The sequence below is a fragment of the Pseudomonas sp. MYb2 genome (assembly GCF_002979955.1).
Lineage (GTDB): Bacteria > Pseudomonadota > Gammaproteobacteria > Pseudomonadales > Pseudomonadaceae > Aquipseudomonas.
Genome location: NZ_PCQC01000006.1, coordinates 50,008 through 68,510, shown reverse-complemented (window position 1 = coordinate 68,510; position 18,503 = coordinate 50,008). Strand labels below are relative to the sequence as shown.

Annotated in this window: 13 protein-coding genes; 2 read left to right on the top strand and 11 right to left on the bottom strand. The window is 58.7% G+C overall.

Annotated elements, in window-relative coordinates; translation table 11 throughout:
• Positions 1–47 precede the first annotated feature (47 nt).
• From CQ009_RS11675 to CQ009_RS11630, 10 genes are all read right to left on the bottom strand, one after another.
• A complete protein-coding gene (locus tag CQ009_RS11675) occupies positions 48–2,999 on the bottom strand; it encodes an autotransporter serine protease (RefSeq protein WP_105706262.1) in 2,952 nt (983 codons plus the stop codon).
• A 429-nt stretch (positions 3,000–3,428) separates the two neighbouring features.
• On the bottom strand, positions 3,429–4,799 hold the full coding sequence (locus CQ009_RS11670; protein ID WP_105706260.1) for a TolC family outer membrane protein: 1,371 nt from the start codon (positions 4,797–4,799) through the stop codon (positions 3,429–3,431).
• A gap of 2 nt (positions 4,800–4,801) precedes the next feature.
• A complete protein-coding gene (locus tag CQ009_RS11665) occupies positions 4,802–6,151 on the bottom strand; it encodes an HlyD family type I secretion periplasmic adaptor subunit (protein WP_064389900.1) in 1,350 nt (449 codons plus the stop codon).
• Positions 6,148–7,923: a type I secretion system permease/ATPase gene (locus CQ009_RS11660; RefSeq protein ID WP_105706258.1), complete on the bottom strand. Its 1,776-nt coding sequence runs from the start codon at positions 7,921–7,923 to the stop codon at positions 6,148–6,150. Before CQ009_RS11660 ends, CQ009_RS11665 begins: the two co-directional genes overlap by 4 nt.
• Before the next feature lie 203 nt (positions 7,924–8,126).
• Positions 8,127–8,555: an AprI/Inh family metalloprotease inhibitor gene (locus tag CQ009_RS11655; protein ID WP_158260936.1), complete on the bottom strand. Its 429-nt coding sequence runs from the start codon at positions 8,553–8,555 to the stop codon at positions 8,127–8,129.
• Between the two features lie 93 nt (positions 8,556–8,648).
• Positions 8,649–10,115, bottom strand: a complete 1,467-nt coding sequence (locus CQ009_RS11650; RefSeq protein WP_105706256.1) for a serralysin family metalloprotease — start codon at positions 10,113–10,115, stop codon at positions 8,649–8,651.
• Between the two features lie 457 nt (positions 10,116–10,572).
• Positions 10,573–11,658: a polyamine ABC transporter substrate-binding protein gene (locus CQ009_RS11645; RefSeq protein ID WP_105706254.1), complete on the bottom strand. Its 1,086-nt coding sequence runs from the start codon at positions 11,656–11,658 to the stop codon at positions 10,573–10,575.
• Between the two features lie 55 nt (positions 11,659–11,713).
• A complete protein-coding gene (locus CQ009_RS11640; protein WP_064389896.1) occupies positions 11,714–12,058 on the bottom strand; it encodes a cupin domain-containing protein in 345 nt (114 codons plus the stop codon).
• 30 nt (positions 12,059–12,088) lie between these two features.
• Positions 12,089–13,495 carry an FAD-binding oxidoreductase gene (locus CQ009_RS11635; RefSeq protein WP_105706252.1) on the bottom strand — a complete coding sequence of 469 codons (1,407 nt, stop codon included), beginning with the start codon at positions 13,493–13,495 and terminating at the stop codon, positions 12,089–12,091.
• 52 nt (positions 13,496–13,547) lie between these two features.
• Complete coding sequence (locus tag CQ009_RS11630; RefSeq protein WP_105706250.1) at positions 13,548–14,363, bottom strand: AraC family transcriptional regulator; 816 nt, start codon at positions 14,361–14,363, stop codon at positions 13,548–13,550.
• Positions 14,364–14,627: 264 nt separating this feature from the next.
• Here CQ009_RS11630 and CQ009_RS11625 point away from each other — a divergent pair, with 264 nt between their 5' ends.
• Positions 14,628–14,900, top strand: a complete 273-nt coding sequence (locus CQ009_RS11625; RefSeq protein WP_064389893.1) for a DUF1652 domain-containing protein — start codon at positions 14,628–14,630, stop codon at positions 14,898–14,900.
• A gap of 49 nt (positions 14,901–14,949) precedes the next feature.
• Here CQ009_RS11625 and CQ009_RS11620 read toward each other — a convergent pair whose 3' ends face one another.
• Positions 14,950–17,424 (bottom strand): UvrD-helicase domain-containing protein, encoded by a 2,475-nt coding sequence (locus CQ009_RS11620; protein ID WP_105706247.1) that lies wholly within the window; start codon positions 17,422–17,424, stop codon positions 14,950–14,952.
• Positions 17,425–17,701: 277 nt separating this feature from the next.
• Between CQ009_RS11620 and CQ009_RS11615 the strand changes: the two genes are divergently transcribed.
• A complete protein-coding gene (locus tag CQ009_RS11615; RefSeq protein WP_064389891.1) occupies positions 17,702–18,397 on the top strand; it encodes a pirin family protein in 696 nt (231 codons plus the stop codon).
• Positions 18,398–18,503: the final 106 nt, after the last annotated feature.

The window sequence follows — 18,503 nt, the reverse complement described above, 5'->3', positions numbered from 1 at the left end:
GCATTCCCATGCAGAGCGTGGGAACGATCATTGGCGGGATATCTTGCTTAGAACTGCCAGTTAAGGCTCAGGCCAACGCCATGAAGCTTCTCGCGACTGGCCAGTTGTCCGTTGTAATCAAGGTTCACGCGTACGTCGCGGCTCAGCGCCAGACTGGCTTGCACGCCGACCAGCGCGGCGTCGCGCACCAGCGCCGAACTCTCGACGCGGTAAGGCGTGGCGCCGCTGGCGAAGCGCAGGTGTTGCTCGGCATCGATGTCGCTGAGGCTGTGTTGCCAGCCGAGATGGCCGCTGACATCGAGCGATTGCGCCGGCGACAGATTGAAGGTCTTGATCGCTCGTACGCCGAGGGTGCTGAGCACCGCGTCACGCTGATCGCCCGAGCTTTTCAGCGCGGCGGCATCGCCCTTCTCGGTAAACCCTTCTGTGTCGACGTGCACATAGGCGAGGTTGGCGAACGGCTCCAGCGCCAACGGTTGCAGGTGGAGTTGATACGCCGCTTCGCCGAACACTTGCGTGGTGCTCGCATCGACCTTGGCCTTCTGTTTGGCGCTGACCTCGCCGTACTGCAGATCACGTTTGACGTCGCCGCGATGCCAGCTGTACGCCGCGCCAGTGCTCAGTCGCCACGCGCCGATGTCGTGGCCCGCGTAGGCGCCGAGGTGATAGCTGTCGACCTTGGCCGAAGAATGCGTGCCCGAGCCCATGCTCAACGAACTGTCGCTGTAACCCGTCACCAGACCAATGCGTGTCTGCTCATCCAGCGCGCCGTCGACACCAGCCAGCAAGCCGCCAATCGAAGTGCTGTAACCCGCCGTGTCGTGGCTTGAATCGGTGCTGCCCCAGGCGCCGAGTGCTTTGACCCAGCCATTGCTTTGCGCCGCCGTCGCGTTGTGCAAACGCTCGTCCACGGCATCGCGCAATTGACGACTGTCGTTGATCAGCATCGAACCGAGCGCCGGGTAGATTTCGCCGCTCAATTGTTGAAACGCCTGTTGCGCGGATGCCGCGGATGACGACAGCAGCAGGCTTTCGAACACCGGGTTAGCGGCGCCCAGCCCTTCGATCGCAGCGGCCACCGAGCGTTGGTTCGGGGTTTGGCCAACACTGGCGAAGGATGTGGCATTACGTTCGATGTTGAGTTGAATGCCGCTGGCGGCGTAATCGAGGCTGCCGCCGATGAACAGGTAGTTGGGCAACACCGCGCCGAACTGGCCCTGAATGCCGCCGGCCGCTTGCAGAATGTTGTACTGATGGCCGAGCAGACTTTGCACTTGGGCAGTACTCAGCAGCGTCGGGCTGTTTTCCAGTGACAGGCTGACGGTAGCGCCGCTGATGGTCGCGCTGCCGCCGGCGACGATGCGGTCACTGGCGGTGGGCGACAGTTCCACCGCGTAGGTCGAACCCGCTGCGAAAGTCACATCGCCAGCCACGTTCAAGGTGCCGATGGAATTGCCCGGCGTCACGCGACCGCCGCTGTTGGCGAGCAATGCGCCGATGCTCCCGGAACCGCCGAGGGTGCCGCTGGCGTTGACCGTCACCGCCGAGGTTAGCGAGCCGTTGACCGTGAGCAAACCGCCGTTGACCGTGGTCGGGCCGCGATAGGTGTTGTCGCCGCTGAGGAGCAATTGCCCACCGCCGGACTTGATCAGGCTGCCTTGATACACCCGCGTCGCTGCCGCTGCATCACGGGCCATGCCGACCGCGTAATCGCTCTGATCCTGCTGACTGGCGCCGCTGGGGATGCCGTTTTGCCAACCTTTGGCCTGCAGGGTCTGCTGCCAGGCGCTGTGTTCGGCGAGGTCTTCGCGCTGACGCTGGATCAGTGCGTTATCCGAGATGTCGTTGCTCCAGACATCGCGCTGTCCGGCAGGCAGATTCGCGTCAAACGCGCCAAGTAATTGCCCCGGGCCGCGCATCGCCCGCTGCAGGTTGGCCACGCCCCAACCGACTCGTTCTGTCGGTGCGTCGGTCACCGAACCGTCCAGTTGCGTGGCAGTGGTCAGCAGCACTTGCAGCGCCTGCTGATTGTTCATGTACGGGTAGCGCTCCATCACCAGCGCCAGAGCGCCGGTGGCGTGCGGCGCCGACATTGAGGTGCCGGACTTGATCGCGTAACCGCCGCCGGGAATGGTGCTGTCGATCTTCGCCCCCGGTGTGGTGATGCACCAATACTTGGCGATGCCGCACTGGTTGTACTTCTGCTGATTGCTCTGATCGAGCCCGGACACCGCCAGCCAATGACCTTCCAGATCCGGCTGAAAGTACGGTAGCGCCGAGCGCACGCTGGCATTCGGGTAGCCGCTGTTGCCGGCGCTGAACACGTTGATCACGCCACGCCGCGAGACATCGGCAGCGGCGTCGAGCCAGGTACCTTGGTTCCAGTGCTGCGCGTAGGCGGCGTGAAGATCCGCGAGGGTGCGGTAGCTGACATCCGGCGGCTGGCTGCCCCAACTGTTATTGATCGCCCGCACGCCAGCATCGGCCAAGGCGTCGTACACCGCTTTGAAATAACGTGGATCGGGATTCGGGCCGAACAGGAAGCTGTCGTTCTTGTTGGTGTTGCCGACGTAGATCTGCGCGTTGTACGCCACGCCGTGCATGCCGCCGCCATCGCGCGAGGCGCCCATGGTGCCGACCACGTGAGTGCCGTGGGAGTCGTTGTTGGGATTGAGGGTGCCATCGACGTTGAACAGCGTGCCGTCAACGTAGCTTCCGCTCGCCAGTACCGGGTGATAACGATCCGTGGCGAACTCCGGGTGGTCGGCAGCGAAACCGGAATCGAGCGCGCCGATTTTCACGCCTTTGCCAGTGATGCCGGCGGCGTAGGCCTGGTCGGCCTGCATGCGCTCCAGACCCCAGTCACGGAGGAATTCGGCACTGCGCCAACTGGCGGCGTCGCCGGGTTTACCGGTTTCCAGGTATTGCGCCTGAACCTGGTTTGCAGAAATCACAAGCAGCAGGGTGCCGACCGAAATCGGCTTGATGCGTACGTCCATGTTCACCACTCACTTTTATTGTTTTATGCAGGTTCTTTTGCGGTGTTGCCTGTCCCCCTCACCCCAGCCCTCTCCCCGAGGGAGAGGGAGCTGACCGAGGTGTCTTGCGTCTTACATCGACCTGAAACACCGGGTCGATTATGGATTCGGTAGAGCATTTCCCTCACCCCAGCCCTCTCCCCAAGGGAGAGGGAGCTGACCGAGGTGTCTTGCGTCTTGCATCGACCTGAAACACCGCGTCGATTATGGATTCGGTAGAGCATTTCCCTCACCCCAGCCCTCTCCCCGAGGGAGAAGGAGCTGACCGAGATGTCTTGCGTCTTACATCAACCTGAAAAACCGGGTCGGTGTTGGATTCGGTGACGCTCGTTCAAGTCGGTGTACTTCTGCAATATCCCCGGATCGGTCCCCTCTCCCTCTGGGAGAGGGTTAGGGTGAGGGCTGTTGAGCGACCACAAAAGCCTCATCCACCCGCGCCAGATCCTGCTCGTTCAAGGTCCCGGCGTAGTAATGCAACTTGGTCCAGGCCATCAGATAGTCGTACCGCGCCTGCGCCAGATCGCGGCGCGTAGTGAACAGCTGCTGCTCGGCGTTCAGTGCGTCGAGGTTGGTGCGCTCACCACCGAGAATGCTTTGCTTGGTGGACACCACCAGCGCTTCAGCCGAGCTCAGCGCTTTCTGATAAGCGCGCAATTTGCTCACCCCGGACAGGCAGGCGCTGAACTGCCGACGCAGTTCGATCAACGTCTCGCGCGTCTTGCCATCAAGCTCGTACTCCGCCTGTTCCATGCTGCGGCTGGCCTGACGCGTGGACGCCGACACACCGCCACCGGCATACAACGGCACGCTGACTTCAAAACCGATGGTGTTGGTTTCGTAGCGCTGGTTATAGGTGTTGCCGCTTTCCGACTCGTTCTGGCGCATCGAGGCATAGGCATTGATTTTCGGCAGATGCCCGGCACGATTACGCTCCACTTCGTAGCGCGCAACTTCCACGGCTTGACGTTGCGAAGCCAGATTCGGGTTGTTGCTGACCGCCATCTCGTGCCAGGTATCGTAATTGGCCGGTTGCAGGGCGAAGGTCTGGAAGTTCTGATCCAGTGGCGCCAGATCGCCGATATCCACCGCCGGTGCGCCGACCAGTGCGCCCAATTCACGCAGCGCGGCATCCTGCTCGTTACGCGCCTCGATCTCTTCGGCAGTGGCCAGCTCATAGCGCGACTCGGCTTCGAGAATGTCGGTACGGGTGCCCTCGCCCTGCTTGAACATGTGTTCGTTCTGCTGGAACTGCTGCTCGTATGCTTTCTTCTTCGCCTGAGCGATGTCGATCTGATCCTGTGCGAACAGCGCCTTGGTGTAGTTATCCAGCACGCGCACCAGCAATTCCTGGCTTTTGCCACGGAAGTTTTCGTCGGCAAACAGCGACTGCGCGACACCTTTGCGGTACGCGGCATAAGCCTCGTAATCAAGCAGCGGTTGTTGCAGGGTCAAGGCCGAGCCGTAACTGCTGTAGTTGCGGTCGTCGGTGCGGTTGCGCGCGCGGTCATCCAGGGAAGTGGCTTTCGACGAGTTGCGCCCCTTGTTATAGGTGTAACCGAGGCGCGGCAGCAGGCCGGCACGGCCAATGGCGCGGTTCTCCAGACCCGCATCACGCTCCTTGATCGCCCCGAGGAACACCGGGTCATTGCGCAGTGCCTGTTCGTAAATCTCAAACGGCCCCATGGCCGCTACCGCTGAGTGACTCGCGAGCAGCATCATTGCCGCCCCGAGTATGGAAAGCTTATTCATACAGCCGAACATCCTTATTCCTCGGTCAACGCGGAGCCGGCCCGGTCGAGCAGCGGTTTGAACAAATAGTTGAGGAGTGAACGTTCGCCGGTGCGCACGAACATTTCTGCCGGCATGCCGGGCTTGATCACCAGCCCGTTGAGTTTTTCCATGGCCTGATCACTGACGCTGCTGCGCAGCACGTAATACGGCACGCCGGTTTTCTCATCGACCATCTGGTCGGCGGAAATCAGGCTGACTTCGCCGGGTACACGCGGGGTTTTGCTCTGGTTGAACGCGGTAAACAGGATGTCCACCGGCAAATGCGTGCCGACCTTGTCGATGAGGTTGATCGGCAGGTGCCCTTCCACTTCCAGCGTGGTGCCTTGCGGGACGATCTCCAGCAGGGTTTCGCCCTGCCGCACCACGGCGCCTTCGGTGTGCACGCCAAGATTGACTGCCACACCGTCAGCGGTGGCGATGATTTCGCTGTGCTGCAAGTCGAAACCGGCGGAAGTCAGTTGTTCAGACAGGGTCACGCTTTTCAACTGCGCCTCGGCCAGTTGCGTGCGAACTTCCTTCTGGTATTCCTCGCCGTGCTGTTGCAGTTTCAGGCGCGATTCGAGGATGCCCTGCTCGACGCGGCCGCTTTCGCCGGTGTTTTCCGCCAGTTGTTGCTGCACTTGCGACAGTTGACGCTGGTATTCCATCAAGCGGTTGCGCGGAATGTAACCGTTGTCGGCCAGCGGTTGCAGGTTGCTCAACTGTTGTTGCAACGAGTCGGCCTGGGCATTCAGATCGGTGCGGGCGCGGCGCATGCCGGCCAGTTGCGCGGTGGCGCCTTCGATGCTCGCGCGCAATGCTGCTTGCTCACGATAGAACGCCTCGCGACGGCTGCTGAACAGTTGCCGCTGCCCTTCCAGAACCAGTGCCAGGCGCGGGTCCGGGTCGTTGCTCAACTCTGCCGGAAAGGTCACTTGCTTGAGGTTGTCGCGCTCGGCCTGCCAACGCGCGAGGCTGGCCCAGGCCATGCGGTACTGCGCTTGCAGCGACTGCACATCGGCGGCGACTTGCGTTTGATCGAGGCGGAACAGCGGTTGGCCCTGCTTCACGATTTCGCCTTCGCGCACCAGAATCCGGCTGACCACACCGCTGCTCATTGACTGCACGGCTTTGCGCTTGCCCGAGACCACCACCGTGCCCTGCACCGGAATGCCTTGATCCAGCGGCGCCAGTGCCGCCCAGGTGAAGAAACTGCCGGCACCGACGATCGCCAGAATCCAGCCCATGCGCGCGAAGAATTTAGCGTCGCGTTCCGGGCGTTCGGTGATGTACGCGTGCTCCATGCTCGCTTCGTTTTCAGTGTTCATGCTTGTGCTGCTCATACACCCGAATTCCTTGTCGAGGGCTGATACTGTCGGCTCATGCTGAGCCCGCCCGGTGCCTGTGCAGCTTTTTCCCGTTGTTGTTCTTGCTGGCCGGAGAGTGCCTTAAGCACGTCCTGACTCGGGCCGAAGGCTTGCAGACGCCCGTCGTTGAGCACCAGCAATTTATCAGCCTGGGCCAGCACCGAAGAGCGATGCGTCACCAGCACCACCGTGGTGCCCTGGGCTTTGAGCGCGGCAATGGCACTGGCCAGCGCTGCTTCGCCGACGGTGTCGAGGTTGGAGTTCGGTTCATCCAGCACTACCAGGCTCGGCGTGCCGTACATTGAACGCGCCAGGGCCACGCGCTGCTTCTGGCCGCCGGACAAGCCACTGCCGTCCTCGCCCAGTTGCGTGTCGTAGCCTTGCGGCAGGCGCAGGATCATTTCGTGCACGCCGGCCTGTTGCGCGGCGGCAACGACCTTCTGTGGATCGGCCTCGCTGAAACGCGCAATGTTCTCGGCGATGCTGCCGCTGAACAGCTCGATGTCTTGCGGCAGGTAGCCGATGTACGGGCCGAGCTGGTCGCGGTTCCAGCGATGAATATCAGCGCCATCCAGACGCACAGTGCCACCCAGCGTCGGCCAGACACCAACCAGCACCCGCGCCAGGGTTGATTTGCCCGAGCCGGAGGCGCCGAGCACGCCGAGCACTTCGCCGGCATTCAGATTGAAATTGACCATTTGCAGGGTCGCCGCACGTTGCCCCGGTGGGCCGGCGCTGACCTGTTCGAAGGTGATCTGGCCTTTCGGCGGCGGCAGCGCCATGGCGTCGTCGCTGGGCGGAAACGCTTGCAGCAGTGCATCGAGACGGCGGTAAGCCAGCTTCGCCCCGCTCCACTGTTTCCACACGGCTATCAACTGGTCGATCGGGCTCAGTACACGACCCATCAGAATCGAACCGGCGATCATCATCCCGGCGGTCATGTCACCCTTGATCACCAGCAATGCGCCCAGCCCCAACACCAGCGATTGCAGGCACAGACGCAGGGTTTTGCTGAGAGAGCTGATCACCGCACCGGTGTCACTGGCCTGATTTTGCAGGCCGAGGAAGCGCGAGTGCACCTGGAACCAGCGTTTACGCAGGGAACCGAGCATGCCCATCGCCTGAATGGTTTCGGCGTTGTGCAAATGGCTGGTGGCCAACTGGCTGGACTTCTGCGAATAACCGGCGGCTTCGCCCAGCGGCTTTTTGGTCATGTATTCGTTCAGGCACGCCAGCCCTATCAGCAACAGTGCGCCCGCGGTAGCGAGCACGCCGAGCCAGACGTTGAACAGGTAGATCACAAACAGATAGACCGGGAACCACGGCGCATCGAAAAACGCGAACAGCGCAGGCCCCGTGACGAATTGGCGAATGTGCGTCAGGTCGCCCAGGGATTGCCCGGCGTTGCCCTCGCCCTTGAACAGATTGCGTTCAAACGCCGCTTGGTAAACACGCAGGTTGAAGCGGCGCTCCAGCTGGCTGCCGATGCGGATCACGATAAAGCTGCGGATCACTTCCAGCATGCCGATGAAGGCAAAGAAGCCGACGACCATCAACGACAGCATCGCCAGGGTCGTTTCGTTCTGCGACGACAGCACCCGGTCATAGACCTGAAGCATATAGATGGAGGGCACCAGCATCAGCACGTTAATCAGCGCGGTAAAGCAGCCGACGCTGATCAGGATGCTTTTATAGTCACCCAAAGCCTTGAATAACGGAGCGGTGGCTGGGGCCTTCGCCATCTTCATTGATTCTTCCTGAAATGTTCGGTCTCGCCACACTTGGACGAGGCCTCAATTAATGTTCCGCTTACCTGCGAAAGATGACTTGCAAGTACCCGCTTACACTTTCATAACAACTTGCGTAATTAACAGCGGTGCAGTTGTCATTCGGCGTCTCTTATAACCGGCTGGTGGCGCTTAATATTAAAACTTTGTCGCGGATTCGATAATCAAGGCTGTTTCACTGTGTGCGTTAACGTGATCACCAGACCCGACTTCAAAGTGGTCAAGTAAAGCCCGTCACGTTGTCGGCTGAAGAACTGGATTCTTGAACCTTCCTTGCCGGTGATCGACAGGCCGTCAGGATCGGGAAACCAGCCGATCGGTGTTTCATCAAGCCATGCGCCCAGGCAGTCAGCGCCTTGACCCAAAGTCTTGTTTGCGAGCAATTCGACGAGGCAAGTATTCGAAGGCTTGTCCTGCTGCTGTTGCGTTTGCGGGTCTTCATCCCGGGTAGACAACGTTGCCTGCCACTGGCCGGCCAACACCGAGGGTTCTTCGAGTCTGAGGCTGCTTGCCATGCTGGTTTCTCCTGAAATCGTGATCAGCGCCGCCACGAGCCACGCCATTGCCTTGTAGGGAAAAGCTTTGTAGATCATGGGAATATTCGCTCCGGCGTGTAGCCTTGCTTACAGAGCAACACGATGCAAGGAGAGAAAGCGGCGCATCACGCGCCGCTTTCCTGCTTCACATCACGCTACGATGTCGTTGAACGCCGCCTGGCCTACGGTGCTGACCTGGAAATCAGCCGAGCCATGCCCGGAGAAGTCCACCGACAGCAGGCTGTTACCGCCCGACGAAGTCAGCACTGCATCGCCCGCCGCACCGGTGAAGGCATTGACGAAGTGCAGGCCGGCGCCTTTGGTGATTCCGGTCAGATCGATTTTGTCCAGACCACTGACGAAATCGAGGATCTGATCGATCGCACCTGGCTTGGAGTCCGAGCTGGCTGCGAACACAAACGTGTCCGAACCCGCACCGCCCCACAGTTTGTCAGCACCACCGCCACCCCAGAGGATGTCGTTGCCGGCACCGCCCTTGAGCTCGTTGGCCACGCTGTTGCCGATCAGCAGATCGTTGCCCGAACCACCGATGGCGTTCTCGATGATCGCGCCCTTGGCGATGGACACGTTGCCTACCATGCCACCAACGTCGGAGAACGAGGCGTCATTGAGGTTGATCTTCTGGTTCTGGGTGAAGCCCGAGAAGTCCAGAGTATCCTTACCGCCCGCGTCCCACACCGAGAACACCACTTTGTCACTCGACGACGAAGCGCTGAGGAAATCACGACCAGTGTTGGAGTTGAAGCCGTAGGTGGTGTCACCGGTTCGGGTGGTGGTGTTGGCACCGTAGAGCTTCTGGATCGCAGCAATATCGTCCATCAGCGGGCCGGAGGAATACGCTTCTACGCCGCCCTTGCTGAAGTTCTGGTTGGTGTTGCTCTCGCTCCAGTAACTCATGATGCTGTAACCGCGGGTGTCCTGGCCGTAGGACGCATCGTTGTAAGTCGGGTTGCCATTGCCGGCGTTGTAGTCGCCAGGGTGAGCAAGGCCCAATGAGTGACCGATTTCGTGAGTCAGGGTCTGACGACCGTAGTTGTTCAGATCCGGGTTCTTGTTCTGCGTGTAGCCACTGTTGATCAGGTACCACGAGGTGCCGTCATAACCAGCACCGGTGCCTGGCAGATAGGCGAACGCTGCAGCGCCATCCTGGCCACCGCTGTAGTTACCGAAGGTCATGTGGCCGTCACCACCTGAGGCTTTCTCGGTGAAGGTCACGTTGGCCACGTCTGCCCAGGATTGCATGGCGAGCTTGGCTTGGGCTTGTTGTTGTGCACTGAATTGACTGAACCCGCTGATCCCGTGTTTGTACATCGTGCTGGACGATGCCGAAGTCAGGAACGTGTAGGTGAGTTCGATCTTGCCGCTGCCATCCTTGTCCTGGTAGGCAGCGCCGTCGCGCAGCAACTGGGTTGCGGCCTGGTCGACAGAGAAGGAGGGTTTGCCATTGACCGTGAGGTTGCCGCCACGATCGTATTGGTGGCTGAAGCTATCGATCTGGTTAAACGCCGAGCTGGCTGCGGCCAGAGGTTGCGGCGCCGCAGACAGCAAAAAAGCCTGTTCGGCGGTATCAATAGCATTAGCTTTAACTTTCGACATAAACACACTTCCTTGTTTAGCAATGGAACAGTTTTTGTCCGATAGCGACAATCTCTGGCGAGATAGTCCTATCACTCGCCCAATGAAGGCATCAGAAACCTGACACAATTTGAAATCTGACGTAAAGGATTTTTTTGAGATCAAACCGGAGTGTTTCGGGAAACTGCCGTAAACAAAGCGTGTGGCGATGAAAGAATGTTTTAGTTGTGCGGCTTTTGCCTAATTGTCTGACGATTTTCTATTTAAATATTAAATATGGGTAAGTTGTTTTTTGTTAGGCGCGTCTCAATTTTCTGCACTTTATTAGTGCGATGCCAGTGTATTGATATCAACCAAACGGCTCACCCAAACTGTAGGAGCTGACGAGTGAAACGAGGCTGCGATCTTTTGACTTTGCCTTTCAAAAGCAAGATCAAAAGATCGCAGCCTGCGGCAGCTCCTACAGGGGAAAAGCGAGTCAGCTACCCGTACGGATCTTGTTCCAAACCCGCGTGCGGATGCGGTCGATGTTTAGCGGCATTGCTTCCAGCGCGAACAATTTGCCCATCATCTCCGGACTCGGATAAACCTTGGTGTCATTCTTGATTGCCGGGTCGATCAGGTTGTCGGCTTGCTCGTTGCCGTTGGCGTAGTGCACGTAGTTGCTGATGCCGGCCATGACGTCCGGGCGCAGGAGATAATTCATGAACGCATAACCGGCCTTCTCGTCCGGGGCATCGGCGGGCATGGCGACCATGTCGAACCAGATTGCCGCGCCTTCCTTGGGAATGTTGTAGCCGATGTCGACACCGTTCTTGGCTTCCTTGGCGCGGTTTTCCGCTTGCAGGATGTCGCCGGAGAAGCCGACCGCCACGCAGATATCGCCGTTGGCCAGGTCGCTGGTGTACTTCGAGGAATGGAAATAGCTGACGTAAGGCCGCACTTTCATCAATAAGGCTTCGGCCTTCTTATAGTCCTCGGGATTTTTGCTGTGGGGCGGCAAGCCCAGATAGTTGAGCGCTGCCGGGAGCAATTCCGGGCCGTTGTCGAGAATCGCCACGCCGCACTTCTGCAACTTCTCCATGTATTCGGGCTTGAAGATCAAGTCCCAGGAATCCACCGGAGCGTTGTCGCCCAGCACCGCTTTGACTTTCGCGATGTTGTAGCCAATGCCGGTGCTGCCCCATAGATACGGGAAGCCATGCTCGTTGTTCGGATCGTTGACCTGCAAGGCCTTGAGCAGCACTGGATTGAGATTCTTCCAGTTCGGCAACTGGCTTTTGTCGAGTTTCTTCAGCGCTCCCCCTTGAATTTGCCGCGCCATGAAATGGTTGGACGGAAAGACCACGTCGTAGCCGGATTTGCCGGTCATCAACTTGCCGTCGAGGGTTTCGTTGCTGTCGTAGACGTCATACGTGACGCCGACGCCGGTTTCTTTCTGAAAATTCTTCGTGGTGTCTGGCGCGATGTAGTCGGACCAGTTGTACACCTTGACCGTTTCCGCCGCCTGAGCGAGGGAAACGGCAAGCATCAGCGGTGCCAGAGCAAGGGTCTTTCGGATCATGGGGCGATTCCTGTGTAGGTTTTTTTGTTGGCAGGCAATCAAAGGGATCAAGCGATCAGAAAATCAGCACGTAGGTTTTGCGCACGGTCTCCTGGATATCCCAGATGCCGAGCGAGTTGGCCGGCAACATCAGTGCGTCGCCACCTTGTATGTGCAGGGTTTCACCCCCGCCGTCCGGGGTGAACGTGCAGCGCCCGGAAATGAAATGGCAGAATTCCTGTGCGGTGATCTGCCGGCGCCAGCGTCCGGGGGTGCATTCCCAGACGCCGGTTTCGACGCCGTCGTCGCGCTCGACACTGGTGGTCGAGGCAATCGCGACCGGCTCGCCCAGCGGCACCGCCACCGGATTGGATTCGTCGAGTGGCAATGTCGCGGTGTTCTTGAATTGCGTAATACTCATGGTCTGACCTGTCTGTTCGATAAACGACGTTTAGTGCATGAAACCTTCCATAAAGCCCGCCACCTGACTGGCCAGTTTGCGCCGCCATGGCGCGGTCGCCGGGTTGGCCAGGGTCTGGTCTTCGTGGACAAAACTTTTGATGATTGCGTTGTAACCGAGCCAGCGGCATGGCTCCGGCTCCCACGCGCGCAACGCATGAATCGCGCCGTCGGGCAGCACCCATGGCTGTTGAGTCAGTTCGCTGTCACGCTCAAGAATCAGATCCGCCAAGGTACGGCCGCCGAGATTGCTGGCGCCAACGCCCTCGCCGCCATATCCGCCGGACAATGCAATGCCGTTGGCGCGGTCGCAGAGCATGTGCGGTTTGAAGTGTCGGGACATGCCGAGGTTGCCGCCCCAGGCGTGGCTGATCTGCACGTTTTTCAGTTGCGGGAACAGCTCGCCGAACAGATAACGGCGCAGTTCGACTTCATCGCGGGTCAGGTCAAAGTTGTGCCGCAGCTTGCCGGCAAACTGGTAGCCGCCACGGGCGCCGAAGATCAGGCGATTGTCGGCACTGCGCTGGCCATACGTGACCTGGCGGCTGAACTCGCTGAACGCTTGCCCGCGATTGAGCCCGATTTCATCCCAAGTGGCGGCAGACAACGGCTCGGTGGCGACGATCAGGCTCTGCACCGGTAACTGATAGCGACCCAACGGCGGCAAGGTCACCGAATAACCTTCGACTGCCGGCACGATCCAGTGACTGCGCACGCTGGCCTTCGCAGTACGCAGGCTGCCCGACTGCCAATGCGTGACCGGGCTGTTTTCGTAGATTTTCACACCCATGTTCTGCACGGCCCGCGCCAGACCGCGCACCAGTTTGGCCGGGTGGATGGTCGCCACGTGCGGCGCATAGATGCCGCCATAAGGCTTGGCCACACGGATCTGCTGCGCCAGTTGCTCGGGGCTGAGCCAGCGGTAATCGTTGTCGGTCAAGCCTTGGGCGTGCAGTTTGCTCAAGTAGTCGCGCAGGGTAGCTTCCTGTTCCGGATAGCGCGCAGCACAGTAAAGAACGCCGCCCTTGCGGTAGTCGCAGGCGATGCCTTCACGCTCAAGGACAACCTCGACTTCATCGGGAATGCTGTGCAGCAGGTCGAACGAGGCTCGGCGCTGCTCTGGCGACAAACCGGCCAGCAGCCGATCCTCGCCGAGCAGATTCCCCATCAGCCAGCCGCCATTGCGGCCGGAAGCACCGAAGCCGGCGGTTTGCGCCTCGACGATGGCAATGTTCAGACCGGGGGCCAGTTTCTTCAGGTAATACGCAGTCCACAATCCGGTGTAGCCAGCGCCGATGATCGCCACGTCGACGTCCAGGTCCCGCTCAAGCTCAGGCCGCGCAATCAGCGGCTCATCGAGTTGATCCATCCACAAACTGATAGTGCGCCACGCCGGCATGCAAGACTCCGCCACTGAAAACCTTCGATGGCGTCGATCCTAGTGCGTGAGTTCAGCCGATGTCTTGCGCGCGTGTCCGCAAAGAAATTTGTTTGGCGTAAGCCTTCGGTGACTGCCCGGTGTGCTGGCGGAAACAGCTGTAGAACGCCGATAACGAATTGAACCCAGCGGCGAACGCCAGCTCATCGATGCGCACGGGTGGCGCGGCATTGTCCAGCGAACGCAGCAAATGCTGCAGGCGCGCCTGATTGACGTAACGGTAGAAACTTTGCCCCAACACCTGATTGAGCAGGTAGGAAATCTGATTGCGACTGTACCCGCACTCCTTCGCTACCCGCTGCAGGTCGAGTTCGGGATCGAGATAGGCTTGTTGTTTTTCGAAGTATTGCTGCAGGTCTTCAGCCATGAAACTCAGTTGGCGTGGCGACAAACCCAGGCGACTGACTGCCGGCCGCTGGCTCGCCGCGGTGCTGCCATTGCTTTGTGTGCGCACCAGAGAAGCATATTCGTTGACGCGCCAGATCAGCCCGTCCTTGACCGTGATCGCTTCGCTGGAACGAAATGACACCAGCCCCTCACCGCCACGCAGAGTCACTTCGTATTGAATGAACGCGGTGTTGCCATCCACGCGAATTCGATCGCAATGTTCGAGCAGTTCGTCGGATTCTCGCGGCATGCTGACGCGCACGTACTCGCGCAACTCTTCAAGGCCGAGAACACGGTTCTGAAAAAAATCGTTGTATTGAATATCCGCGTGATACAGCGCCATCACGCTGTCCAGATCCCGATGCTTCCAGCTCAAGTGGTAGCGCATGACCGTGGCGGACGTGGCTTCGCTCTGGTCGGGGCCGTCGTCTTCGGCGTGCATAAAATGCTCATCGCAAAAGAGTCGAGCTTGCCCAAATTCGACACTGGCAGCAATGGCCCATAGATAGTGGCCATTTGACCATGACGCTCAACGAGCGTGACATACATCAAAAAAATCAAAGCAATCGCCAAATGAACTGAAAACTCTCACAGGAATTTCACATCGAGATGCTACTTTTAATGTCAGTCACCGGTTGAGCCAATGAAGGCTCTTCCCACCTAACATGAGCAAACGGAAGCGCTCGATGAAGAAGGCGGGCAACACATGAATAAAGGGTCAAGCAAAGTCACGTTCCCCAACGCTTGCCAGCTGATGCGCTGGCATTTTCATCCCATGGGTTTCGAGGCAACAATGGATGCGCCGGGCAGCATGATTGCCCGTTTGTTCGATCGAGTCAGTGGTGAAACGATGATCGCCATCGCCGGCATACCGTGCGCTACGGTGATGAATGCCGCTGATGTCGAGCGAATTATTGAAGCGGTGGAGGATGAGTTGGAAGCCTTTGTACCTCCAGAGTCCCTCAGGAGCTACGCATAAGCATCTGATTAAAAACGAAAAGCCCGCATTCTTGCGGGCTTTTTTATGGTCAGGCGATAGACTTTTCCAGTCGGTGATCGGCGAAGAACGCTTTGCCTTTGCTTACCCGGTCGGACGCCCGTGGCATGTTAACGGCCTGAGTATCCTGCGGCTCGACATACCAATAACAATGACTGACAGCGCGGGTAATACCGACATAAGCCAGGCGCAGGATTTCGTCCTTTTGCGCCGTGTCATACGGTTCGCTGTCGCCATTTTTGCCCAGCCCGGCCATGCGGTATACCTGATTCTTGTAAGGCGAACTGGTCAGATGCTGGCAATCACCTAGCAGAAACACTGCATCGGCTTGCAGGCCCTTGGCACTGTGATAAGTCAATTGCTTCAGCCTGCGAGCGTCGTACGGCAAACTCGAATCAACATTAACTACTGCTTGAATATGCTCTTCAATCAATGACTTATCGCTGCTTTTTCGATACAACATCAAGATTGAATGACCTTGGCGGTAGTGTTCGGCCAGGCGCCGCCCCAAGTCCTGATCATCACGTTGCAGAACGTTGACCGGCTGCAAATGCTTCGGCTCGCCGCTGGCCTTGGCCTTCTTGCCGGGAATCGCCGGCGCTGCCCGGACAATGTGCTCGGCCGCGTCGATGATGTGTTGATGACTGCGATAATTCTCACTGAGCATCACCCGCGTGGTACTCGGCGACGGGAATTCCTTGTTGAACTCCATGAAGTAACTCGGCGAACTGCCCCGCCATCCGTAGATGGACTGCCAGTCGTCCCCCACGCATAACAACGACGAGCGCTGCGCTCCCCGACCAACGTGCATCGCCGGTCCACGACTGCGGATTTCAGTCAGGCTGGCGCGGATCCACGAGACGATCTGTGGCGACACATCCTGAAATTCATCGACCATCAGGTGCGACATCGGCCGCAGCAGCTCATCACTCAACAGCTTGAGATTCTCTGGCGAATGCTCGCTGAACAGCGCAAACATGCGGTTGTACGTCATCACCGGCGGTTTCTGGTCCAGCAAATGATCTTCAAACGCCCGCCAGAACAGGCTCAGGGCTTCAAAGAAAAACCGGTCCGGGTCGTCCTTGGCAAAACTCATGCGCCCGACAGCGTCCGGAACATCCAGCCCTAGATTCTCGATAAAGCCTGCGGCGGCGACAAAACAATCGAGCAAAGGCGCCGATGCCAACTCGCCTTTGACCTTGTAGTCGAACCCGGGCCCCGCGCTGGCATCGCCTGCCAGGGTCGCTAAAACACGCTTTGATGATTCGTAACTATCTATCCAGATCAATGGCTTACGACAGAAAGCTTGAAACAGGGTGCGCTTTACTGCCCACTCCGCCCGAACTGACAGCTTGGCGTTGGGGCGGCAAGCCTGAGGATTCTCCCGGGGATCAAAGCCAAGCACTACCCAAGCATCGAGTGTCGGAATATACCCGTGGCAATGGAACGTCGACCCATTGATATCAAAGGTCTGCCGGTTCGGCTCAATGCCTTTGATCGGCCAGGCGCCGGCGCGCAACCACAGGTCCTCGATGGCATCGCACAGTTCCTCGTCGCGCTTGGCTGCCAATTCGGTCACCGCCATGCGTTTCTGTACGTCAGGATGATCGCGCTCCAGTTCCTTGAGCTGCAATCCTGCGCGCGACAGCGGTTGAATCAACTGGCGGAAACGCTCGTCCTCGTTGAATAACCGGTGATAGCAGGCGTTCAATTGTTGGCGTTGTGCATCGTTGATGCGCAGGTCGAACGGATTGCTATCAACCTCCTCGTCGCCGCCCTGTGGCCGCAGGCTAAGGTTCTCGAATGCCTGCAAGCGCTCGAATCCGGGCAGGCTGCGAATCATCGGCAAGATCCGCGAGTGAAAGGTTCGCACCAGCTCGCGCGCCTGTTTCAGTGTGAGTGCCTGACCCCAGAGTGCGAACAGCTCGATCAACTTATTGACGAAATCCTTGCGCGACTCGCGAGTGAAGGTCACCACCGTCATCGAGTCCAGCTCGAAGCCGAGGTAATGGGTCAGCAGCAGGATGCGCAACACCAGCGTGGTGGATTTGCCGGCACCGGCGCCAGCCACCACCGAGGTCGACGGCGTATCGCTGAATATCATTTTCCATTGCGCAACGCTCGGTTGCGCATGCTCAGGCAACAAACGCGCGACATCGGCCTTCATGCGCTTTTTCAGCTCGGCCGTCAGCGGCAGCCGCCAATCGTCGAACAGGTGATTGTCGACACTCGGCGGACGATGCTCGGTGCTGCGGCTGTCGCGGATCAGCAGGACTTGCCGACCCTCCTCCAGACCTTCGAGCTTGCCTTCTCTAAAGCCATATTCGACGCCAGCGGTGTGCCCGCTGCGAAAGCCATCTGCCTGGCCATGCAACCATGAAGCACGATGCTGGGCGCGCAATCGCGTCAATCCGTGGCCAAAAAAGCGCGCGGCCAAGCGTTTGAACCATGGCATCTCGGCCAAAGGGCGAAGCTCGGAGGGAAGATCGGGAGTGTGTTGCGCCACGCTGACGGGCTCCAGTGTGTGAGGCTGTTGCGTCTATGGTGTCTGTATTTGCCGTTGAGTTCTAGCGAAATGCTTACAGGTCATTGGTTTAGGCGATCAATTGAAGGTGAGACCAGACGATTTCGAGTGATGTTCTCATCAATAACTTAGATAATAATGCCGCACTTTTTACGCTTTTTATCGATGATTAACTGATAGATGATCGCCGTCATAAACCAACGGTCTCGCGTCGGGTGCATCCATCGCGCCCCATGACGAACCTTTTGAGGAGACGATCATGCTTGAACTCAGACCTTTCAGCTCGCTGGGCGGCGCCCATCACGGCTGGCTGGATGCTCATCACCATTTTTCGTTCGCCGAGTATTACGACCCGCAGCGCATGAGCTGGGGCAATCTGCGCGTGTGGAACGACGACATCATCGCCGCAGGTACCGGTTTTCCGCAGCATCCGCACCGCGACATGGAAATCATCACTTACGTCCGTGAAGGTGCGATTACTCACCAGGACAATCTTGGCAACAAAGGCCGTACTGAAGCGGGCGACGTGCAGGTAATGAGTGCCGGTACCGGCATTGCGCACAGCGAGTACAACCTGGAAGCGCATGACACCAAGATCTTCCAGATCTGGATTCTGCCCACCGAAACCGGCGCGCCGCCTTCGTGGGGTGCAAAACCGTTTCCAAAGGGCGAGCGTGAAGGCTTCGTGACATTGGCCAGCGGCAAGGACGGCGATGACCAGAGCCTGCGCATTCGGGCCGATGCACGTTTGGTGGCTGCGAATATCAAGGCTGGGGAAACCGCAGAGTATCGACTGGATGAAGGACGCCGCGCCTATCTGGTGCCAGCAACCGGCGTGATTGAAGTCAACGGCTTGCGTGCGCAAGCTCGAGACGGTGTCGCGGTTGCGCATGAGCAGGTGCTGACCGTCACGGCGATTGAAGACAGTGAAATCGTTTTGGTGGATCTGGCTTGATCGTTTGAACGCGAGCCACAAAAAAGGGGCAACCATAACGGTTGCCCCTTTTTTATCTTCGCTTTGCAAACTCCGTATTTTGGGGAGATTTATCCCCTCTCTACTG